The organism is Halomonas cupida, assembly GCF_900142755.1.
GTDB lineage: Bacteria > Pseudomonadota > Gammaproteobacteria > Pseudomonadales > Halomonadaceae > Halomonas > Halomonas cupida.
Window position 1 is genome coordinate 164,745 of sequence record NZ_FRCA01000004.1, and the last position, 21,089, is coordinate 185,833.

Genomic DNA, 21,089 nt, shown 5'->3' on the forward strand with positions numbered 1-21,089 from the left:
CTGAATCAAGGCTGAATGCCACCTTCCTTGACGGGAATAGTTATCTTGACGCGCAGGCCGGCGCCGCAGCGGGATTCGAACCAGACCCGGCCGGAGTAACGAGCCACCAGCTGTCGCAGGATCGACAGTCCCAGTCCATAACCGGGGCTCTGCTCGTCGAGACGCATTCCCCGCTGACCGAGGCGTGACAGATCCTCGTCGGCGACTCCGGGGCCGTCATCCTCTACCGTGATGCTGATATCCCGCGCCGCCTCGAGGTGGCAATGTACCTCATGGCTGGCCCACTTCCCGGCATTGTCGAGAACAATACCGAGCATCTCGGAGAGGTCCTGAGACTCGATAGGTACTGGTCGATCAGCCGCGTCCGGTAAGGCCAGATGGAATCGCTTCTGGGGATACAGACTGCGGAACATCTCGATCAGCCGAGTACTGTCACGCTCCAGGTTACCCAGTCGACCGGCATGGGGGCCGGCGATACGAGCACGGCGCAGCTCGGCATCCAACTGCATATGAACGTCCTCAAGACGCTGCACGAGCTTGAGTCGACGCTGTGCATCAATGGGGCGCTCGCCGCGCAGAACCTGAGTGACGGCGGCCAACGGCGTCTTCAGCGCATGGGACAGGTTGGCTACCGAGTCACGCGAACGTTTCAGGCGACGATCGATCTCGTCCAGGAAGTGATTGAACTGGGCCACCAGACGATCCAGCTCCGACGGCACATCGGTGGAGAGCCGTTCACGCTGGCCCGTCTGCAATGCCTCCAACTCGTCACGGATGCGCGACAGCGGTATCAGGCCACCATTGATCGCCAGCAGATTCAGGACCACCAACAACATCAGGACACCGGCGGCGATCCCTGCCACCCACCAGTGGAGTCGCCCGAGCCCCGCCTCCACCCTCGAGAAGTCCTCACCCAGCAACAGCACTCCGGTGTTTCCCGCCAGACGGAAATGCCGCCGATACACCAGCAGGTGCTGCTCGCCATTCCTTACCTCGACCACAGCATCATCCGCCTCATTGAGTAGCGGCGTCAGAGTCTGCAGCAATTGGTCATCCGAAGCCGTGACCTGCTCACCGACCCGCAACACATAGAGATGATGAAGAATCCGATATTGCGATTGCGACGACTCACGAGCCTCCCTCGCCGCAGGACGCTCCTGCTCCAGAATCTCGATGGCATGATCCGCTTCCCGTGCCAGACGGTCACCCAGGAAATCTCGCGCCAGATCCGCCAGCAGAATGCCATGCAATATCCAGGTCGCCCCCACCACCAGCAGGGCAATGCCGGACAGCCAGAGCAGCAGCCGGGTACGCAGGCTGCGCAGATCAATGCGAAACAAGGACGTACCCCTGGCCACGGCGGGTCTGGATCATCGGCTTGCCGAGGTGGCGTCGCAGGCGGGCAATATAGACTTCCACCAGATTCGGCGCGGCAATGTCCTGATCCAGCGTATAAAGCTGATTGAGTAGATGATCCTTGGAGAGGACCCGGTCGGGGTGGTGCATGAAGTAACGCAGGAGCAGAAACTCGGTCCCTGTCAGCTCGATCCAGGGTCCCCCTTCGACACTGACTCGTTGGCCTGCCTCATCGAGAGATACGCCGTTAAGCGAGAGCTGTTGCGTGACATTACCGGATCGTCGACGCAGTAGTGCCTTGATGCGGGCGATCAGCTCAGCTTCATGAAAGGGCTTGGTCAGATAGTCATCGGCGCCACTTTCCAGACCGGTGACCTTGTCATCCCAGGTATCACGAGCGGTCAGAATCAATACCGGAAGGTCTCGCCCCTGGCGGCGCCATTGTGCAAGCAGCTCCAGTCCCGATCCATCCGGCAGCCCGAGATCAAGGATGGCCAGTTCATAATGCTCGCTGGCCATGAGCGCACGGGCCACCTTCAATGACCCGGCCAGGTCCAGGCGATATCCATTCCCGGTCAGACTGTCGGCCAGGCTCTCGGCCAGCAGCTCATCATCTTCCAGAAGCAGTAGTTTCATGATTGGAATGCTGTCTCACCAGTGTCAGCGCTGAAGCTCGACGCTCCCGGACATTCCCGCCTCGTAGTGCCCGGGGATATGACAGGCATACTGCAGGTCATCGGCATTGTCAGGCGCTGTCCAGACCAGTTCCGCTGTCTCGCCCGGCATGATGGTGACCGAACCCATGCCATCGTCATGACCGGCACCCGACATTTCATGCATGTCGTGACCGCCGCCCATCTCCTGCATCATCTCTCGATGTGCCGCCTGGGCATGAGTATCGCCGATGACAAACTCGTGCTCGAGGCTGCCGGCATTGACGATCTCGAACCTGATGGTCTCACCCGGCGCGACACGCAGCCCCTGGGGGTCGAACCACATATCGCCGACCTCGACACGAATGGTACGGTCGATATCAGCGCTGCCCACCGAGGTATGGTCGCTGCCGTGTTCCCCGGAAGCCAGAGCCATTCCTGCAACCAGCAGGCTGGGTATCCCAACCAGCATGGTCTTGCGCATCAGCACGGTCCTGCACATCAGAATAGTCCTGCTCACCAACATGGGAGTCTCCTTGAAGGTATCGAGAGGATTCTGTTGTACGCCATCAACCTGAAACGGGGCTGAACAGTCAGCAGGAACTTCTGTGACATGGCCTCATGTGGCCATGATGGCAAGAAGAAAGGTGCGGAATGTAGTGGGGTCAATCATTACCGGTGACGAAGGGCAGACGCCCCTTCATCACCGCCGGCAACGGACGCCCGTTGAGCCATAGCCGCCCCTTGACCACATCGATGGTCAACGACTCCGTCCCCAGAGGCTGTCCCATCCAGAGAGCCACCATGGGCGGAACCTCACGCCACTCGAAATCACCATCGAGTCGGTTGAGGAAGCGGTTCCACATGGCCGGCCTGGCAAGCTCCAGCAGACTCAGTTCATCCAGACGCCGGGAGTCGAGAACCAGGATGCCATCGCCCTTCAGCGACAGGCCGAGCATGGGGCTGTCGAGAGCTACATCGGTAACATCCAGCCGCGGCGAGTCCTTGAGGAGACTGGTCATGGCCTGATCGAGCTCCTGCTGTTTCGAGCTATCATCACCTGTCCCGCCACCGGTGGTTCTTTGCTGAAGCAAGGTCAGCAGTTCACGCAACGCATCGGCATTGATTCGCGAGAGTTCTACAGAAGCCACGCCATCCAGCAGCAATTGCTCTCCGGAACGAATCTCGCCGACATTCAGCTGGCTCTGAATACGCAGTTCGCTGTCATCCAGCAGTGTCCGCGTCTCGACCACCAGATTACTGCCTTCGATGCTGGCCAGAGGGTGCTGCAGGCTGAATGTATCGATGGTCAGGCGATCCTGCTGGCTGAAGTGCAAAGCACCGGAGGTGTAGGCGTAGCGGCTGTCGAGCTCCGCCGGGCCTATCTCGAGGACGGCGTCGTCACCATCGCGGAGTTGCCACGGTTCCATCTGCAACTGCACACGCCAGTCACCATAGATACCACTGAAGTGGATACGTCCCCCGCTGAAGCTCAGAGAGCGAGGTTCATCATTCTGTGGCGACTGGCTGATCACGAAGGGGGCGATCTTCAGATCACCATTGAGGGTGCCACCGAGCGTCCGGTAATGCGCCTCCCAATAAGGTGGTGCCGTGGCAAGGGAGTCACCGAACAGTAGACGATCTTCCTCACCGACATGGATATGCAGATCGCCGATGATACTGGTATCGAGTACGCCATGGCGCGCCTCATAGGGAAGTGCCAGATGCCAGGCATGGCCGATCAATGGGTAGATATGAATGACACCGGACGAATTCAGCCAGCCCCGCTCGATATCACTGCGCGACAGCCGCAGGTCACCACGGGCCTGAAGGTCGGCCAGGGCGCGCGACAGTTCACGTTCGAACAGCACGCTGGCGAGATACTGTGCGATTGCCCAGGCGAGCGCTACCACCACTATGACCGGGACGATCCATCGTTCCTTGCGCATCACCCACTCCACTCGGCGACACTGCTCAAGTGCCGCTCCACGTCAGCTGGTACCTTCAGTGCAGCCAGAACCACAGGTGCATGGTGCACCACGCATAAATTCCCGCGAGAATGTCATCGATCATGATGCCGAAGCCACCAGCCACACGGCGGTCGGCCCACCGGATCGGCCAGGGCTTGATCACATCGAAGACTCGAAATACAGCGAAGCCCCAGAGCGCGGCTTCCCAGGAAAAGGGCACGGCGGCCATGGTCAACCAGTAACCGACGAACTCATCCCACACAATGCCCGAGTGGTCATGGACGCCGAGATCTCGCGAGGTCTTGTCACATAGCCAGACACCCCAGACAAAGGTGATGGCGATTACTACCAGATACCAACCGAGTGTCAGCTCGGACAACAGCCAATAGAAGGGAATTGCTGCCAGGGTGCCGAAAGTGCCGGGCGCGAATGGCGCAGTGCCACTCCCGAGACCAAAGGCCAGAAAGTGGGTCGGTCGGCGCCAGACACTTGCAGGAGCTCGGTTCACGGCGTTCCTCCCGAAAAATGCTGCCATCCTCGGCGAGCATCGGGGGGAATCCCCTGAATGCCCTGCCCTTCATGGATATGGCCGATCTGCGTCAGCTCGAGGTCGATTGAGGCCAGGGCTCTACGTGCCTCGTCGAAGCTCTCTGGCGCCAGAGTCACCAGCAGTTCGTAGTCATCCCCTCCCGCCAGTGCGGCATCGAGGGCAGCGGTCTCACCGAGCGCGTCCGTCAGCCCGGGAACCAGCGGCAGACACTCCACATCGAGCGTAGCACCGACTCCACTGGCATCGAGTACATGGCCAAGATCCGCCAGCAGACCATCAGAAACATCAATCGCCGCCGTGGCCTTGCCGACCAGCAATTGACCGGCAACCAGCCGCGGCTGTGGGAGCAGGTAGCGAGCCAGCAACTCACGCTCCAGATCCCGTTCTCCCGCCTGCCACCGTGCCAGACCACCGGCGCCGCCACCCAACGCTCCAGTCACCGCCAGCACGTCCCCCGGACGAGCACCATCACGGCGCAGTGCCTGCCCCGCCGCAATTTCTCCCATCACCGTCACGCTCACCGCACGCTCACCGGTAGTGACATCGCCACCGGTCAGGCAAACGTCCGTGGCCCTGCAGAGCGCATGAAAGCCACGGGAGAACTCGGCGACCCAGGCACCGTCAGCCGTCGGCAGCGCCAACGACATCAAACACCAGCGAGGACGCGCGCCCATCGCCGCCAGGTCGCTCAGGCTGACAGCCAGAGCCCGATGCCCCACCGCCCAGGCCGGTGCGTCGGCAGGAAAGTGCCGACCTTCGACCGAGGTGTCGACACTGACCACCAGTTGCTGCCCGGCACCGGGATCCAGCAGGCAAGCGTCATCGCCAGCACCCAGCGCCACCCCGGACTGTGGGCCGAGGGTGGCAGCGTCAGGCGCAAGCCAGCGCGTAATGAGCTCGAATTCACCGTGCATGAGAACGCAACCTTCAGCGGCGACGGGCACTTACCTCGGCACTACGCAATCGACTTGCCAGCTTGTCGAGAATGCTGTTGATGTACTTGTGGCCATCGGTGGCACCGAAGGACCTGGCCAACTCGACACCTTCATTGATGACGGCACGGTAAGGCACGTCCAGGCGGTGCGACAGCTCATAGGTCCCGAGACGAAGAATCGCCAGCTCAATGGGGTCGATATCCTCGAGGCGACGATCCAGCAGTGGCGCAATCGAGGCATCCAGATCCTTCCGGTAACGCGCCACGTTGTGCAGCAGCTCATGGAACAGTGCGAGGTCGGCAATTTCCATGACCTTGAGCCAGTTCTCATGGGTCTCGAGGTCGTCATCCGGCACCTGGCTGCGGAATTCGGCCTCGACCGCGGTCACCGACTTGCCGGTCATCTGCCACTGATAGAGCGCCTGCACAGCCAGCTCACGGGCTGCACGGCGGCCCTGCTGGGCACGGGATGGCACCTTCTGCTCGCGACTCTCCTTCTGATCACGGCTCATGAGTCGCTCTCCTGTGACGCCTCATCACCGAAACAGCGCAGCAGCGAGACCATTTCCATTGCCGCCATGGCCGCCTCGATACCCTTGTTACCGGCCTTGGTGCCGGCGCGCTCGATGGCCTGTTCGATGGAGTTGACGGTCAGTACACCATTGGCGACCGGGGTATCGAATTCGAGCTGCAGGCGCGACAGTGCCGAGTTGCACTCGCCAGCGACATGTTCGAAGTGCGGGGTACCACCGCGAATCACCGCCCCCAGGGCGATAACCGCATCGGGACGGGCAACCTCAAGCACACGCTTGACTGCCAGCGGAATCTCCCAGGCACCCGGCACGTGCACGATATCGATGGCTCCCGCATCGATGCCATGACGCGTCAGGCTATCGACGGCGCCTTCGACAAGACTGTCCACGACATGATGATTGAAGCGGCCCACAACGATGACGTAGCGGCCTTCGACGTCGACAAAGCTACCTTCGACCTGGGAAATGGAGTGCATCTTGATTCTTCCTGATAACACCAGCGTCAACGCCGGTACGAACGGCCCTGAGGCCGCTCTTGAACAACATTTAACAGCGGACGACATGATCGGTCGTCCGCTGCATGAATTCAGACTGAGTCGTCAGTCTCGCCGGTTACCTGAGCAGGTGTCACCTGCTCGACAACCTCAAGGTCAAACCCGGACAACGCCGAGAACTTCCATGGTGAACTGAGCAGGCGCATTCGGCCAACCCCCAGCTCACGCAGAATCTGTGACCCGGTACCGATGGTGAGGTAATTGCCGGCACCGTCCGATTCACTGCCACGTGGCGTACGACGACGGTCGAGGAACACCTGCAGCAGATCATTGAGATCCTGACGCTGGCGGACGTCATCCAGCAGCACGAACACGCCCCGCTCGGACTTCGCTACCGTTTCCAGAGCCTGGTGCGCACGCCAGGAGACATCCTCTCCCCTGACCAGGCACAGCAGGTCACGCATCTCGTTGGCCAGATGCACGCGCACCGTGGTCACCTCTTCCTGGCTCGGTGTGCCCTTGACCAGCGCCAGATGATGGGCCTGCTGGATGCTGTCACGGAACACGTGCAGCGTCAGCTCCCCATAGGCAGTATCCACCGGCAACTGCTCGACCACTTCCACGGTCTGCTCATTGTGGATGCGATAGTGGATGAGGTCAGCAATGGTACCCAGCTTGATGCCATGCTTCTCGGCAAAACGCTCGAGTTCGGGCCGGCGAGCCATGGTGCCATCTTCATTGATGACCTCACAGATCACCCCGCTGGGGCCACATCCGGCCAGGGCCGCCAGGTCACAGGCAGCTTCGGTATGCCCAGCGCGACGCAACACACCGCCGGGCTCTGCCATCAGCGGGAAGATATGTCCCGGTTGGACGATATCCTCGGCAACCGCATTGCGGGCACTCGCGGCCTGTACGGTGCGAGCCCGGTCAGCGGCCGAGATCCCGGTGGTCACTCCTTCCGCGGCCTCGATGGACAGGGTGAACTTGGTGCCGAAACCCGAGCCATTGTCCTGCACCATCAGCGGCAGATTGAGCTGCCGGCAGCGCTCGCGGGTCATCGGCATGCAGATCAGACCACGAGCGTGCACCGCCATGAAGTTGATGTGTTGCGCTTCACATTTCTCGGCGGCCATGATGATGTCGCCTTCGTTCTCGCGATCCTCGTCGTCCATCAGAATGACCATGCGTCCCTGACGGATGTCTTCGACGAGCTCGGCAATAGGGGCGATACCCTTGCTTGAAGAGTGCGACATGAAGTCTCCCTTGAAACCAATCGGCTGTCTGGCGAAGCCAACCCGAGGCCGCCAGCAGATGCCGGAAACGGCGTCAGGTTACCGTGGTAGAACGCCGTGCGCCAGTAACGCCGAAACGAAAGATACCCACCCGAGCGGGAATGCCCGGTCAGCGACCGCCCACCAGCCTCCTGCACAACCCTCACATTCCCCGAATCATCGATCTCCGCCAGAGTCAGGAAAGCGGGCGGGCAAGGATACGCCAATCCTGCCCCAGGGCGCGAATATCGACAATCTCCAGCCGACGCTGCTGCTCCATTCGCTGGATCCCCGCCAGCGCCAGCAGTGGCCGCGCTTCACTGCCCAACAATGTCGGGGCGACATACAGCCGCAGCTCATCGACCAACTCGGCATCGATCAAGGCCCCTGCCAGGGTCGCACCGGTCTCCACCAGCAGCTCATTGCATTGCTCATGTTGAGCCAGCCATCCCACCAGCACGGCCAGATCGACCCGCCCATCGGCCCCGGCCGGAAGTTCAAGGACGTCGGCTCCTGCTGCCTCAAGCTGCGCACGCCGTAGACTTTCCACGCCCTCGACAGCTACGACCAGAGTACGTCCCGGCTCATTCAGACAGGCTGCGGCCAGCGGCATGCGCAGTTGGCTATCCACCACTACACGCAATGGCTGACGCTCGGCAATGGTCCCGGCGTCTTCCAGTCCCAACTGCTCGGCACGCACGGTCAGTCGCGAGTTATCGAAGATGATCGAATCGACGCCAGTGAGAATGGCACAGCTCTCGGCCCTCAAACGCTGTACATCACGACGCGCCTGGGGCCCGGTGATCCATTGCGATTCCCCGGAGGCCATGGCGGTGCGTCCATCGAGGCTCATCGCCTGCTTGAGACGCACCCGCGGTCGCCCTTCCAGCATGCGAGTGATGAAGCCGACATTCAGCGCCCGCGCATCAGCCTCGAGACAACCGACCTCTACCTCGATTCCTGCGTCGCGCAATTTCCGACTGCCGTTACCGGCTACTACCGGATTGGGATCTTCCATGGCCACAACGACCCTGGCCACTCCAGCATTGATCAAGGCCTCACAGCAAGGGCCAGTACGGCCATGGTGGGAGCACGGCTCCAGGGTTACATAGGCGGTGGCTCCTCTTGCCTGCTCCCCAGCTGCCTCCAGCGCATGGATCTCGGCATGCGGCCCACCGGCACGCCGGTGGAAACCTTCCCCGACCTGTTGTCCGTTCTTGACCAGAACACAACCCACTCTCGGATTGGGCATGGTGGTATAACGACCGTGCCCTGCAAGTTGCAGGGCACGGGCCATCCATTCATGATCCTGCGCCGTTATCATCGGCCATCTCCGCGAGTCGATCCATCCGGTGGAAAGTTCGGCTCCTGCGCCAGACGGTCGATCTCGGCACGGAACTCATCGATATCCTGAAAGCTTCGGTACACTGAAGCAAAGCGGATATAGGCGACCTGATCCAGGCGCTTGAGCGCTCCCATGACTTCCTCACCCACCACTCGCGCATGGACTTCGCGTTCACCACGGGCGCGTAGGTGCTGACGAATTCGTTCCACCGCAGCCTCGATGGCCTCTGCACTGACCGGGCGTTTTTCCAGCGCTCGCAACATACCCGCGCGCAGCTTGGCCTCATCGAACACCTCGCGGGTGCCATCGGCCTTGATGATACGCGGCATCACCAGCTCAGCAGTCTCGTAGGTGGTGAACCGCTCACCACACTCGGCACACTGGCGACGACGGCGCACCTGGTCGCCCTCGGCCACCAGGCGAGAATCGGTCACACGGGTATCCTGGGCTCCGCAGAATGGGCAGTGCATAGTGGGTTGTTTTCCGCTCCTGTGCTTGTCCGACTAGTGTAACGGTTGGCGGCTCCGGCGGACAGCTTCTCAAGGGGTATCGCAGGACATGGCATGAGTTGTGCTAGAGCAGAGAGACTCCGCAGCGTAGAGAGAACAGCATGTCGATCGATGCCAGCGTATCGCCGCAGCCCACCCGGGAGCAGTTCGAACAGCGCGCCAGCGAGCTGATCGAGATGCTTTACAGCCAACGTCGTGACGAGGTCATGCGCCGCCTGGGACGACTCATTGATGCCCATCGCAGCGATCTGGCGCACTGTCATGGTGCGGAACCAGCATCACTGTGGAGCCAGGCGGATCAATGGCTGATCGTCTACGGCGACTCCCTACTTGAAGATCAGCGCCCACCGCTGGCGGTATTGCACGAATTCCTGCAGAACCGGCTCGAAGAGGTGTTCAGCGGTGTGCATGTGTTGCCCTTCTTCCCCTGGAGCAGCGATGACGGTTTCTCGGTGATCCACTACCGTGAAGTCAATCCCGCACTGGGTGACTGGCAGGACATTCGACGTCTGGCCGAGCACCACGATCTGATGGTCGATATGGTTCTCAACCATGCCTCACGGGAGTCGCTGTGGTTTGCCGACTACCTCGGCGGCAACCTGCCGGGTCGTGATTTCTTCATCGAGATGGACCCGGATACCGACCTGACCGATGTGGTACGCCCACGCAGTTCGCCTCTGCTGGTACCGGTATCCACCCGGCGCGGTATCCGGCATTTATGGGCAACCTTCTCCGAAGACCAGATCGACCTCAACTTCGCCAACCCGGACGTGCTGCTGGAGTTCATCGGCATTCTGCTGTTCTATCTCGAGCAGGGCGCACGAATCATCCGCCTCGATGCCATCGCCTATCTATGGAAGCGTCCGGGCACCCGTTGCATCCATCTGCCGGAAACCCATGCGGTGGTCCGGCTGCTGCGACTGGTGGTTGACCATCTGGCCCCCGGCACCCTGATCATTACCGAGACCAATGTGCCCCATGCTGAAAATATCAGTTACTTCGGCCTGGAACGCCTGTCACAGGATGGTCCGGACGCCCACACCGATGAGGCTCACCTGGTCTACCAGTTCACCCTGCCGCCGTTGCTGCTACACACCCTGACCAGCGGCGAGGCCGGGACTCTGGCCCGCTGGCTGGACAGCCTGCCTGAGTTGCCGACGGGTTGCAGTTATCTCAACTTCACTGCCAGTCATGACGGCATTGGCGTGCGCCCCCTGGAGGGTTGGCTCGCGGCCCATGAAATCGACGCTCTGATGACGCTGATGCAACGTTTTGGTGGCTTCATCAGCATGCGCAGCCATGCCGATGGTAGCGACAGCCCCTACGAGATCAACATCAGTTGGTTCGACGCCATGAGCGGCACGCGCAAGGGGCCTGACCCGTGGCAAGTCGAGCGATTTCTGCTCAGTCAGCACCTGATGCTGGCTCTCCAGGGTATCCCGGCCATCTATCTACACTGCCTGACCGCCACCCAGAACGACCAGGATGGCGTCGAGCACAGTGGACAACTACGCGCCATCAACCGCAAGCGCTGGCAACGCAGGGAGCTGGAGGAGCTGTTGGACAGCCGCCATACACCAACGCGGGAAGTCTTTCATGCCCTGACGCGGCGCCTGGCCATTCGTCGCGAGGAGCCCTGCTTTCATCCCGATGCCAGGCAGAGCGTTATCGCCTCGGCACCGGAACTGCTGGTCATCCAGCGCGGTCCGCTGGCCAATGGACGCCGCCTGCTGGCCATTCACAATATCACTGACCGCCGACAGGCCCTGCAGGTGGCTGAGTTGGAAGTCGCGGGCTGGTGGGACTGTATCGAGGGCTGTGTCTGGCAGCGTCAGGACAGTCTTGGTCCCTATCGCACCCTGTGGCTGGTGTTCGATCCCCAGGAGCCGCAGCCGGAAGCATGACCATTGGTTGCATGATGTTCCAGGATGGGAGGCTTTATCCTGCTGCAATCCCTCAGAACGCCGAACCTCATGGGCATATCAGTGTCTGAGCGGTTGCCCCTCCCCAAGGAAGTCAGGAGAGAACATTCTCATGCCCCGTACCAGTCTCATGCCCTGCACTACACACCAATCGCCAGGCCAGCCGTTACGCCGCCTGTTACGCCATCGCCCGACCCGCCTGAAGGTGGCGGCGGCAGCCTTCGGTCTGCTGCCGTTCCAGACCAGCTTCGCCGCCGACTACCCGGCCCCCATTGAAGCCCTGCAACGTGAGGGACTCGAAGTACACGGTGAATTCGACGCCCCCGATGGCCTGACCGGTTATGCCGCCAGCCACCAGGGCCAGCCGATGACCATCTTCGTGACAGCGGATGGAGAACACGCCATCGTCGGTAATCTGATCGACAGCGAAGCCAACAACCTCTCCGAGGCACCGCTGGAGCGCCTGGTTCAGGGACCGATGGACGACGCTGCCTGGCAGGATCTCGGCGACAGCGCCTGGATCGCTGACGGTAGCGACGATGCCGAACGCATTGTCTATATCTTTACCGACCCCAACTGCCCCTATTGCACCCAGTTCTACCATGACAGCCGTCCCTGGGTGGAAAGCGGCAAGGTACAGCTGCGCCATGTGATGGTTGGCATTCTCGACCCGGCCAGTCCACGCCAGGCAGTGACCATGCTCGCCGCCGAGGATCCATCAGCGATGCTCGAGGCCCATGAGAATGGCGACAAGGTCGAGCCCATGAACAACCTGCCCCGCGACCTGGAGCAACGTCTGCAGGACAATCACAACCTGTTCTACGGCTTCGGCATGGTCGCCACGCCAGGCATCGTCTACTACAACGGCGACAAGCTGGAGATGAGCCAGGGAGCGCCGACGCCCGAACAACTGGTCACCATCATGGGATCCGAACTCAACTGACGTCTCCCGAGTTATCTGCCTCCACCGCCGCATGCAGACGCTCGGGAAGATCCGGCAATGCCGCCCTGACACGATTCCAGCTGGGAATGAAGGGTTTTTCGCGAGGGTTGTCGAGAAAGGCATTGCCGGCTTCGATCAGATTGCCGGCAAACAGCTCGACCGCCTGCTCCTCGGCATGCCGGTCTAGAGTCAGCCCGTTCATCACTGCATCGTGGTCATAGGATTCGATCAGGTCCAGTGCCAGCCGGTAGTAGGTGGCCTTGAGAGTTCGGAAGCCCTCGGCAGAGAACTCCACCCCCTGAGTCGCCAGTTTGCGATAGAGTGCCTTGGCAATATCGAGACTCATGCGATTGAGCCCGGCGTTGGCATCGTCGGCCGACACCGGCTGATGCTTGTGGTCATAGATGTCGGCAATGTCCACCTGGCACAGGCGGTTGGTCGAGTGATCGCGCTGTACCTCCGAGAGCACCCCGATCTCCAGCCCCCAATCCGCGGGAATGCGGATACCGTCGAGCACCTCGGTACGCATCGAGAACTCACCGGACAACGGATAGCGGAAGCTGTCCAGATACTCGAGATAAGGTCGTGGTCCGTGGATCATCTTCAGCGCCCGCAGCAATGGCGTCACCATCAGACGGGCCACACGACCATTGAGCCTGCCATCGGCAATCCGCGGGTAATAGCCCTTGCAGAAGGCATAGTTGAAACGCGGATGGGCCACTGGATACATCAGGCGCGCCAGCATGCCGCGGTCATAGGTGAGAATGTCGCAGTCATGCAGTCCCACCGCCGCAGTGCGCCCCGAGGCCTGGATATAACCGGCACAGAACCACACATTGCGTCCCTTCCCGGGTTGTTGAGGTGACAAGCCCTCGGCGGCCAGCGCCTCATCCAGGCCTCGCAGACGAGGGCCATCATTCCACAGAATTCGATGATGCTGCGGCAGCCGCGCGAAGAATTCACGCGCATGCAGGAACTGCTCCCGGTCAGCGCAATCCAGTCCGATGACAACCTCGTCCAGCCAGGGTACCTGAGCCAGCTCATCGATGATGGCGGATAACGCCGGTCCCTCCAGCTCCGAATACAGTGACGGCAGGATCAGCCCCAACGGGCGGCGACGGGAGAACTCACACAGCTCCCGTTCCAGGTCCTCGACGCTGCGCCGTGTCAGATTGTGAAAATCGGTAATAATGCCGTTCTGATGGAAGTCGCTCATGCCTCACCCTCCGTGGAATGGCCGGGGCTCTCGCCTGCAGAGCCGCAGGAAGCGGACTCCTGAGTCGCTGATTCGGACTGCCCCCAGAAATACGAGATACCTTCTACCCAGCCCTGTGGCCCGCTGGATTCCGTGCGATACAGCCGGGGCGTTGCAGGAGTAACCTTCAACCCGTGACGTCCGCGAATAACCACAGCGGCCTCGACGGCTTCCAGCATGCTGACGTCGTTGGGGCCATCCCCCAGCGCCACAGTTTCCGCCGCCTCACCCCGCAGGTCCTCGAATCGTCGACACAACCAACCAACAGCACGTCCCTTGTCGGTATCGCCGGTGACATGCCAGAACCGGCCGCCCTGGACCACGCGCAGTCCATCCCCGGCAAGGCCCTGCCGAAAAGCATCAATCGCGTCGTCGCTGTCCCGCCAGACCAGTGGTTCACTACCTTCACGCAGACGCGCCAGCCGCGCCTCCTGGTCACCCAGCCCGGTCAACTCAGCGACCTCCTCCAGCGACATCTCGCTCATGGTTCGACAGTGCACGCCAAGACGCTGGCGCCAGATGGCAATCCGACGACGAATCAAACCGATATCAATGCCGAGATTGCGTACCACCAGACCATCGGTACCTGGAGAGGTATCGCGCCGGACATGGCACCAGTCAGGTGGCAATGCCACCACCGCGCCGTTCTCGGCGATGAAAGGAGATGCGCTGAGTTCCAGCATCTGGCGCAGTGACAGCAATTCACTGCGGGTCTTGCTGGTCACCGGGATCACAATGACGCCGGAAGCCTTGAGTGCCACCAGCCAGGGCCGTGCCGGCGCCCAATCATAGCTGTCGTGATCCAGCAGGGAGCCATCAAGGTCCGTGAACACCAGGCGTGGCCGAGTTGCGGGACGAAGTTGAGGAATGGCACCAGACATGGCAGACCTGTCGAGTTGCTGTGTTGAAAGGACTCAAGCAGGCAACATGCCAGAAAAACAGAAAACACTACGAAATCAGGGGCGAAGTGCATGCCTTCATACCGTTGGCAGGACATGCACTGAAGAGAAACGACAATGCCCCATTCTGGCGCACCAGAATGGGGCATTGATATTGGACCAACCAGAAAACCGATGATCATGCCGAACACAGCAATCAGTCAGTGTTTTCCTTCCTGGCTAGCCGTGCTTCGTCTGCGCAGCAATCAGAATCAACGGTAGACCGGCAGGCGAGCACAGACCGCCTCGACCTTGCCCTTGACCTCTGCCTCGATGGCGGCAGAGTCTTCTCCACGCGCCATGACATCGAGAATGTCGCAGATCCAGCCGGCCAGCTCACGGCACTCGTCACTTCCGAAACCACGGGTAGTCACGGCTGGAGTACCGATACGCAGTCCGGAGGTCACGAAGGGGCTCTGCGGATCACCCGGGACGGCGTTCTTGTTGACGGTGATGTGCGCGCGCCCCAGAGCAGCATCTGCGTCCTTGCCGGTCAGGCCCTGCTTGATCAACGACAGCAGGAACAGGTGATCTTCTGTACCGCCGGATACCACATCAAAGCCACGTTCGATGAATACACCGGCCATGGTCTGGGCGTTGGTGATGACCTGCTGCTGATAGGTCTTGAACTCCGGCGCCATGGCTTCCTTGAAGCACACTGCCTTGGCGGCGATGACGTGTTCCAGCGGGCCGCCCTGGATACCGGGGAAGACGGCAGACTGCAGCTTCTTCTCGATGTCAGCGTCGTTCTCGGCGGACAGGATCAGACCACCACGCGGACCGCGCAGGGTCTTGTGGGTGGTGGTGGTGACCACATGCGCGTGGGGCAGCGGCGTCGGATACAGACCAGCCGCCACCAGGCCTGCGATGTGAGCCATATCGACCAGCAGGAAGGCGCCCACTTCGTCGGCGATCTCACGGAACTTCGCCCAATCGATGATCTGGGAGTATGCGGAGAAGCCGGCAATGATCATCTTCGGCTTGTGCTCACGCGCCAGACGTGCGACCTCGTCGTAATCGATGCGACCGGACTCGTCGATGCCGTACTGTACAGCGTTGTAGTGCTTGCCGGAGAAGTTGGGGCGAGCACCATGGGTCAGGTGACCACCGGCGTCCAGACTCATGCCCAGTACCGTATCACCGGGTTTGACCAGTGCCTGGAAAACTGCGCCGTTGGCCTGGGATCCGGAGTGCGGCTGAACGTTGGCGTAGGTGGCGCCAAACAGTTCCTTCGCATAGTCGACCGCCAGTTGCTCGACCACGTCGACGTATTCACAGCCGCCGTAATAACGCTTGCCCGGATAGCCCTCGGCATACTTGTTGGTCAACTGGCTACCCTGCGCTTCCATGACGCGAGGGCTGGCGTAGTTCTCGGAAGCGATCAGCTCGATGTGGGCTTCCTGACGACCCACTTCCTTCTGCATGGCGTCGAACAGAGCATCATCAAAACCGGCAATCGTCATGTCACGGCTGAACATCGGCAGGAAAACCTCGCTGCAGGGGAGAGAAGAATTGGAAGCCGCCATGATAGCGCAGGCCATGCCGGCTTTCACATGAAAGACCATCATGCATAACTGCATCATTTCTCATGGCAGCTTGAGAAATCCTTAAGCCTGATGTGGCGGCGTCCGGATTCGCCCCGTCACTCTGCGCTGGCAGTCACGATCAGGTGATCCAGAAACTTCTCTGGATTATCGGCCAGTTTGCGGATATCCAGCGACTTCGGTACCTCAAGATCGACGCGCAGGACACTCGCATCGCCCTCGAGCAACGTCAGCACGCTGTCGAACAGCTCATTCTCGCCGTTCCTGGATCCTCCGAGACCGGCAAACCGGGAATCCTGCCCTGCGCCTCCGATGGTCTCGGTGTCCGACAGCATGGCCATGCCTTCCAGCAACTCACTGCGTGACTGGCCCGTGGTGACCGCGGCCACGCTCATCAGTCGATCCACCATGCCCCGGTCGTGATAGACCAGACCCAGGCGCCCACCCAGCGGCTTGACCGGGAACCACAACTGATCCAGTTCCACACGCGGGTCCATGGCCACACCATAATCGGCAAAGCGAGTGAACAGGTCCTCGGCCGTTTCGCCCTTGGGGAGAGCCAGCGGGAACTCGTAGTTGACGGTCAGTTCGAAGGCATCCGAGGCATTGATATGACTATCGGCGTGGGCAAGAACGCTTGCCCCCTTCGCATCGATGGCACCGCTGCCCTCTCCACTCATGCTGAAACGTTCACTGCCGCCGGTCATGACGTTATTGACCATGCGCATGACCGTACGCCCCTCCACAGGGGTCAGTGCAATCAATCTATTGAAGTCGACGAAGGCCTCATCCAGGCGGGTGTGCGAGGTAAAACGCTCAGCGGTGATCTCTGTAGTACTGGTCAGTCGAGAAATACCTGCGACCGAGACATCGTCCTTGTCGACTGCCAATCCCGCCAGTTCCATGCCGCCGATGAGCAACGCATCCCGGGGTGTGCCCCAGGTGAAATCCGAAAGGCTGAAGAGCTCCAACGCCAACCGCCAGCCTTCCAGCCGAGGCTGGTTGGATGACCCGGTCAGCCCCTCGACACTGACGGCCTCGAGACTGCCGTGCTCGGCGGCCATATCGAGCGCACCGGCAGTGATGCTGTCGATGCTCACCTCGATGCGATGCGATGCTGAAGACGAGGGCTCGGCATAGTCGGGAGGGATCCCCAGGTCGGCATCGCTGACTCTGCCCGTGAGCACCAGATCCTCGGTGTGGATGCCCGCAGCACTCAGCTCAGGTTCCGAGCTGTCCAGACGCCAGACAGCCTCGGAGGGGTCATCGATCTCGATTCGTGCGACGTCGACTCTCATATCCGCTGCCGTCAATACAACGCCCGACAGCACGACTCGATCAGGATCGTCATAGTCGCCCTCAACGTCGTACTGCTCGACCTGCAACCGCTCGCCGTTGCTCCAGGCAATGGCTATATCCGTGGCTCGAGTGAGCTCCGCCGATGGCTGACTGACCTCGAGGTGACGCAGACGGCCGCTTTCGAACCACCGCGCCAGGTCGACTTCGAGGCGCTGCTCATCGGCCAGAGCCACCGGCGAGACCAGGCCACCACTCAGTACCAGGCCCAGCCCCAGCACGACGCCTCCGGCCTTGCGCCACTCATGGGCACCCCGTGTTATTCGCTGCTCCATGAATCCCCCTGCCCTCGTCAATATCAAGCACCCAGACAATATCCAGCACTCAGCCAATATCCAGCACCCGGCCAATATCCAGCACCCGGCCAACCCCGTATTCACTCTATTCCACACCAGGCCTATTCGGCGCTCACCGATACCCAATAACACAGAACCCATGACCAACTCGCGACGGAGGCAGCCATGGGCTCGTGAATATCAATACTCTGTGTCGTATCGACGAGACGTTATTTGACCGTTACCTGCATCTTCATCGCATCGGGCAGCCCCAGCGGATCCTGGGAGAGTGCCTCGGCCTCAGCGCTCGGCGGCAATGTCAGGTTCACCGCCAGATTGCTGGCCTCACCGGCCATCAACTGCACCAGACCTGAGAGCAGTTCACCCAGTTGCGGTCCCATCAGAGTACCGAAGCCCTCGGCCTGGGTACGCATCTGCGCCAGAAACTCGTCCTCGCTGATCTGCTGAGTGGCAGCGGCTACCGGTACGATGCGACCGAAGACACCGAGGTCCTCCAGGTTGAGCACGACATCACCGCCCAGAGTATCCAGCTCCGTCCAGTCCTCCAGACCGGCGAAGTATTCGCTGGCCTCGACACCTTCGGGAATGGCAACCGGCAGGTCGGCATCAAAATTGAACTTGAAGGCATCGGCAGCACTCAGCTCGAAACGACTAGCCAGATCGCCGTTGTCTCCATCCTGTTGCCAGGTACCATCCAGCACCGAATCCAGAGTCAACTCGCCAGTACCACCGGTCAGGACATTGCTGACCATACGCAGGTTGGTACGCTCATCGACAGGTGCCAGCTCGATCATCTTCGCCAGATCCAGGGTCAGAGTGTCCAGACTGCTGCGATACTCACCGTCCTCCATATTGGAGTCCATGGCCATACCCGCCAGCGTCATCACCAGCTTGTCGGCACTGATATCCAGGTCTGACAACTGCAGATCATCGAACTGGGGTGCGTCGTCCTCCATCCCCACCAGCCCGGAGAAGGTCAGGGAAGGCAAACTGAAGGTCGCTGCTCCCAACTCGGCAAATTGCTCGGCGTTGCCACTCAGATCGGAAAGACTGAATTCGCCGATGGCATCCTTGCTGATATTCGATGCACTGACACTGGCGATCTCGATATGGGCGCCACGCAACTCGGAGGACTCGTCGTCATCCAGCAGGGTCGGCTCCTTCTGCTCCAGCACCAGCGCCTCTGCGCTCAGACCCGGCAGCGGATTCTCGGCATTGTAGGTGGCCGAAAGGTTAGAGAAGTCGGGCACGGCACTGCCAGGTGCCTCGAGTGTCAGGCTGTCGGCGGCAATATCGAGATCCGAATCAGAGATTCTGATGCCCTTGGCGATGACTTCGTCAGGGTTCTCGTAGTCACCATCGACCTTATAGCTGAGGATGGTGATGACGGTACCATCCGCCTGGGTGATGGAAATATCCTTTGCGGTGCTGGAGCCGCCCAACAGCGCGTCGGAAACATCACCGATATTGATCTCGCCACCTTTACCCGCCAGCGCACGCAGGTCCTGCTCGAGCTGCTCGGCATCCGCCTGCGCCAGGCCCGGCACCAGCGCCACGCCCAGGGCTGCCGCTGCGATATAGTTCAATCTGGCCATGAGATTCAGTCACTCCCTTGTGAATAACACCATTCCACCAGCGTAGGCGACGACGCGGGGCGTCACCTGATGTCGTGCATAATGTCATGGTTTTGCGACACCGACCATGGCTCCAATCGGGGGATGTTTCACCCCGCACAGCCAAACACAGTGCGTACTTACTGATCCACCTGCAGCCGGTCAGCAAGTCTGGCGGTGACTTCATGCAACACCGCCAGTCGTGCACGGCGCTTGTCGTTGGCGTCGACCAGCGTCCAGGGCGCTTCACTGCGATGGGTGGCCGCCAGCATCTCGTCGATGGCCTGTTGATAGTCATCCCAGCGTGCCCGGTTTCGCCAATCCTCATCGGTCAACTTGTGCTGCTTGTGGGGTGTGACAGCGCGTGCCTTGAAACGCTTCAACTGCTCATCACTGTTGATCGCCAGGAACAGCTTGACCAGCACGGTACCGTGGCTCAGTAACTGATTCTCGAAGTCCACGATCTGGTGATAGCCAAGGCGCCATTCGGGCTCGTCGATCAACGACTCGACCCTCTCCACCAGTACACGCCCATACCAGGAACGGTCGAAGACCGCCACTGAACCATCGATCGGCAGGCGTTGCCAGAAGCGCCACTGCCAGGCATAGCGGAGCTCCTGCTCGGATGGCGCGGCGATGGAATGCACCCGATAGGTACGGGCGTCCAGCGCCGAGGTCAGCCGATGAATACTGCCGCCCTTGCCGGCGGCGTCATGTCCCTCGAACACCACCACCAACGGAATTCCCCGCCACACGGCTCGGCGTGCCAGCTCGGCCAGTTGGGCCTGGGCACTGGCCAACTGTTCGCGATACTCGACCTTGCCGATGGCACCGGTGTGCTCGGCCAGGTCGGACAGTTGCGGCACAGCCTTCAACACCGAGTGCTCGATGACCGGTCGCGCAGTTGTCTCGGTCAATCTTCCAGCGCCTTCCATGGCCGCGATCATATGTTCGACCACCGGCGTGAGCAGATCGCTGCCGGGCGATGCGTCCAGACACAGCCAGGGGCTCTCATCGGTTGCGGTGGTCTTGCGCAGTTGCTGCCCCAACTGCTGAATAGCCTCATGTTGACTGTGACGCTGCCACTTTTCCTCGGTGACCTGCCAGCGTGTCTCTGGGTCCGCCTCCAGTGCAGCAAGGTGCTGGCCCTGAACCTCGACATCGATATCCAGCCATAGTTTGACCAGGGTAATGCCCGCCGCCCTCAGATCTGACTCGAAAGTGACAATCTCCTGCAGACGATCGGCAAGGGCCCCCTCCCCCAGGCGCCGCGCAGCGCCAGCGAACAGAGCATCGCCCACCCAGCCATGCACGAAGATACCGATGCGCCCTCTCGGCGGGAGACGAGTCCAGTAGCGCCACCAGTAGGGATGGCGCCGATCATCTTCGCTGGGCACCAACGCCTGGACTTCGGTCAGACGGTTCTCCAGCCAGTGATTGAGCCGGTTGATCAAATGTCCCTTGCCGGTCCCGGCATGGCCGGCCACCAGCACCACCACGGCCCGATCTTCACTGCGCGCCAGCTCAAGCTGTGCCGAGAGCAACTGGAAACGCAGTTCGTCCTGCTTGTCACTGGCCATCAGCAGCCTCCTGTCGAGTACCTT

General features: G+C 60.9%; 19 protein-coding genes. 2 read left to right on the forward strand and 17 right to left on the reverse strand.

Translation table 11 applies throughout. The features are described from left to right. Positions 1 to 5: 5 nt before the first annotated feature. The 11 genes from BUE38_RS09175 to nrdR form a co-directional block, all read right to left on the reverse strand. The gene (locus BUE38_RS09175) at positions 6 to 1,340 is read right to left on the reverse strand and encodes a sensor histidine kinase (RefSeq protein WP_234986848.1); all 1,335 of its coding nucleotides are present in this window, start codon (positions 1,338 to 1,340) and stop codon (positions 6 to 8) included. Continuing rightward, positions 1,327 to 1,992 carry a response regulator transcription factor gene (locus BUE38_RS09180; protein ID WP_073434899.1) on the reverse strand — a complete coding sequence of 222 codons (666 nt, stop codon included), beginning with the start codon at positions 1,990 to 1,992 and terminating at the stop codon, positions 1,327 to 1,329. Before BUE38_RS09180 ends, BUE38_RS09175 begins: the two co-directional genes overlap by 14 nt. A 24-nt stretch (positions 1,993 to 2,016) precedes the next feature. Next, complete coding sequence (locus tag BUE38_RS09185) at positions 2,017 to 2,535, reverse strand: cupredoxin domain-containing protein (RefSeq protein ID WP_234986850.1); 519 nt, start codon at positions 2,533 to 2,535, stop codon at positions 2,017 to 2,019. 139 nt (positions 2,536 to 2,674) lie between these two features. After that, positions 2,675 to 3,958, reverse strand: a complete 1,284-nt coding sequence (locus tag BUE38_RS09190) for a DUF945 family protein (protein ID WP_073434900.1) — start codon at positions 3,956 to 3,958, stop codon at positions 2,675 to 2,677. A 55-nt stretch (positions 3,959 to 4,013) separates the two neighbouring features. Further along, positions 4,014 to 4,487 (reverse strand): phosphatidylglycerophosphatase A family protein, encoded by a 474-nt coding sequence (locus BUE38_RS09195; protein WP_073434901.1) that lies wholly within the window; start codon positions 4,485 to 4,487, stop codon positions 4,014 to 4,016. Then, positions 4,484 to 5,443, reverse strand: coding sequence for a thiamine-phosphate kinase (gene thiL, locus BUE38_RS09200; RefSeq protein WP_073434902.1), 960 nt, complete (start codon positions 5,441 to 5,443; stop codon positions 4,484 to 4,486). Before thiL ends, BUE38_RS09195 begins: the two co-directional genes overlap by 4 nt. A 13-nt stretch (positions 5,444 to 5,456) precedes the next feature. After that, entirely contained in the window at positions 5,457 to 5,975 is a 519-nt protein-coding gene (nusB, locus tag BUE38_RS09205) for a transcription antitermination factor NusB (protein WP_073434903.1), read from the reverse strand. Beyond that, positions 5,972 to 6,472 carry a 6,7-dimethyl-8-ribityllumazine synthase gene (gene ribH, locus BUE38_RS09210; protein ID WP_073434904.1) on the reverse strand — a complete coding sequence of 167 codons (501 nt, stop codon included), beginning with the start codon at positions 6,470 to 6,472 and terminating at the stop codon, positions 5,972 to 5,974. Before ribH ends, nusB begins: the two co-directional genes overlap by 4 nt. Before the next feature lie 110 nt (positions 6,473 to 6,582). Next, complete coding sequence (gene ribBA, locus BUE38_RS09215; RefSeq protein ID WP_073434905.1) at positions 6,583 to 7,746, reverse strand: bifunctional 3,4-dihydroxy-2-butanone-4-phosphate synthase/GTP cyclohydrolase II; 1,164 nt, start codon at positions 7,744 to 7,746, stop codon at positions 6,583 to 6,585. Between the two features lie 214 nt (positions 7,747 to 7,960). Next, positions 7,961 to 9,088, reverse strand: coding sequence for a bifunctional diaminohydroxyphosphoribosylaminopyrimidine deaminase/5-amino-6-(5-phosphoribosylamino)uracil reductase RibD (ribD, locus tag BUE38_RS09220; protein ID WP_073434906.1), 1,128 nt, complete (start codon positions 9,086 to 9,088; stop codon positions 7,961 to 7,963). Beyond that, positions 9,085 to 9,579: a transcriptional regulator NrdR gene (gene nrdR, locus BUE38_RS09225; protein ID WP_073434907.1), complete on the reverse strand. Its 495-nt coding sequence runs from the start codon at positions 9,577 to 9,579 to the stop codon at positions 9,085 to 9,087. Before nrdR ends, ribD begins: the two co-directional genes overlap by 4 nt. 140 nt (positions 9,580 to 9,719) lie before the next feature. Here nrdR and BUE38_RS09230 point away from each other — a divergent pair, with 140 nt between their 5' ends. Next, on the forward strand, positions 9,720 to 11,522 hold the full coding sequence (locus BUE38_RS09230) for a sugar phosphorylase (protein WP_073434908.1): 1,803 nt from the start codon (positions 9,720 to 9,722) through the stop codon (positions 11,520 to 11,522). 130 nt (positions 11,523 to 11,652) lie between these two features. Continuing rightward, on the forward strand, positions 11,653 to 12,483 hold the full coding sequence (gene dsbG / locus BUE38_RS09235) for a thiol:disulfide interchange protein DsbG (protein WP_234986852.1): 831 nt from the start codon (positions 11,653 to 11,655) through the stop codon (positions 12,481 to 12,483). On the opposite strand, the gene BUE38_RS09240 is transcribed toward dsbG, so the two are convergent. The 6 genes from BUE38_RS09240 to BUE38_RS09265 all read right to left on the reverse strand — a co-directional run bounded on the left by BUE38_RS09240 (position 12,476) and on the right by BUE38_RS09265 (position 21,065). Beyond that, positions 12,476 to 13,699, reverse strand: a complete 1,224-nt coding sequence (locus tag BUE38_RS09240) for a glycosyltransferase family protein (protein WP_073434909.1) — start codon at positions 13,697 to 13,699, stop codon at positions 12,476 to 12,478. The genes dsbG and BUE38_RS09240 overlap by 8 nt on opposite strands. Next, complete coding sequence (locus BUE38_RS09245) at positions 13,696 to 14,619, reverse strand: HAD-IIB family hydrolase (RefSeq protein ID WP_073434910.1); 924 nt, start codon at positions 14,617 to 14,619, stop codon at positions 13,696 to 13,698. The genes BUE38_RS09240 and BUE38_RS09245 overlap by 4 nt, the downstream gene beginning before the upstream one ends. A 269-nt stretch (positions 14,620 to 14,888) precedes the next feature. Then, a complete protein-coding gene (glyA, locus tag BUE38_RS09250) occupies positions 14,889 to 16,154 on the reverse strand; it encodes a serine hydroxymethyltransferase (RefSeq protein ID WP_073435089.1) in 1,266 nt (421 codons plus the stop codon). A gap of 164 nt (positions 16,155 to 16,318) precedes the next feature. Next, the gene (locus BUE38_RS09255; protein WP_073434911.1) at positions 16,319 to 17,851 is read right to left on the reverse strand and encodes a hypothetical protein; all 1,533 of its coding nucleotides are present in this window, start codon (positions 17,849 to 17,851) and stop codon (positions 16,319 to 16,321) included. Between the two features lie 230 nt (positions 17,852 to 18,081). Continuing rightward, positions 18,082 to 19,467, reverse strand: coding sequence for a hypothetical protein (locus BUE38_RS09260; RefSeq protein WP_073434912.1), 1,386 nt, complete (start codon positions 19,465 to 19,467; stop codon positions 18,082 to 18,084). 158 nt (positions 19,468 to 19,625) lie between these two features. Next, positions 19,626 to 21,065 carry a hypothetical protein gene (locus BUE38_RS09265; RefSeq protein ID WP_073434913.1) on the reverse strand — a complete coding sequence of 480 codons (1,440 nt, stop codon included), beginning with the start codon at positions 21,063 to 21,065 and terminating at the stop codon, positions 19,626 to 19,628. Positions 21,066 to 21,089: the final 24 nt, after the last annotated feature.

Bases quoted from the DNA above. Each gene is read 5' to 3' on its own strand.
- BUE38_RS09255 (WP_073434911.1), bottom strand. From the start codon at position 17,851: ATGGAGCAGCGAATAACACGGGGTGCCCATGAGTGGCGCAAGGCCGGA.
- ribH (WP_073434904.1), bottom strand. From the start codon at position 6,472: ATGCACTCCATTTCCCAGGTCGAAGGTAGCTTTGTCGACGTCGAAGGC.
- BUE38_RS09240 (WP_073434909.1), bottom strand. From the start codon at position 13,699: ATGAGCGACTTCCATCAGAACGGCATTATTACCGATTTTCACAATCTG.
- nrdR (WP_073434907.1), bottom strand. From the start codon at position 9,579: ATGCACTGCCCATTCTGCGGAGCCCAGGATACCCGTGTGACCGATTCT.
- BUE38_RS09265 (WP_073434913.1), bottom strand. From the start codon at position 21,065: ATGGCCAGTGACAAGCAGGACGAACTGCGTTTCCAGTTGCTCTCGGCA.
- BUE38_RS09230 (WP_073434908.1), top strand. From the start codon at position 9,720: ATGTCGATCGATGCCAGCGTATCGCCGCAGCCCACCCGGGAGCAGTTC.
- BUE38_RS09185 (WP_234986850.1), bottom strand. From the start codon at position 2,535: ATGTTGGTGAGCAGGACTATTCTGATGTGCAGGACCGTGCTGATGCGC.
- BUE38_RS09180 (WP_073434899.1), bottom strand. From the start codon at position 1,992: ATGAAACTACTGCTTCTGGAAGATGATGAGCTGCTGGCCGAGAGCCTG.
- BUE38_RS09190 (WP_073434900.1), bottom strand. From the start codon at position 3,958: ATGCGCAAGGAACGATGGATCGTCCCGGTCATAGTGGTGGTAGCGCTC.
- dsbG (WP_234986852.1), top strand. From the start codon at position 11,653: ATGCCCCGTACCAGTCTCATGCCCTGCACTACACACCAATCGCCAGGC.
- nusB (WP_073434903.1), bottom strand. From the start codon at position 5,975: ATGAGCCGTGATCAGAAGGAGAGTCGCGAGCAGAAGGTGCCATCCCGT.
- ribBA (WP_073434905.1), bottom strand. From the start codon at position 7,746: ATGTCGCACTCTTCAAGCAAGGGTATCGCCCCTATTGCCGAGCTCGTC.
- thiL (WP_073434902.1), bottom strand. From the start codon at position 5,443: ATGCACGGTGAATTCGAGCTCATTACGCGCTGGCTTGCGCCTGACGCT.
- glyA (WP_073435089.1), bottom strand. From the start codon at position 16,154: ATGTTCAGCCGTGACATGACGATTGCCGGTTTTGATGATGCTCTGTTC.
- BUE38_RS09260 (WP_073434912.1), bottom strand. From the start codon at position 19,467: ATGGCCAGATTGAACTATATCGCAGCGGCAGCCCTGGGCGTGGCGCTG.
- ribD (WP_073434906.1), bottom strand. From the start codon at position 9,088: ATGATAACGGCGCAGGATCATGAATGGATGGCCCGTGCCCTGCAACTT.
- BUE38_RS09245 (WP_073434910.1), bottom strand. From the start codon at position 14,619: ATGTCTGGTGCCATTCCTCAACTTCGTCCCGCAACTCGGCCACGCCTG.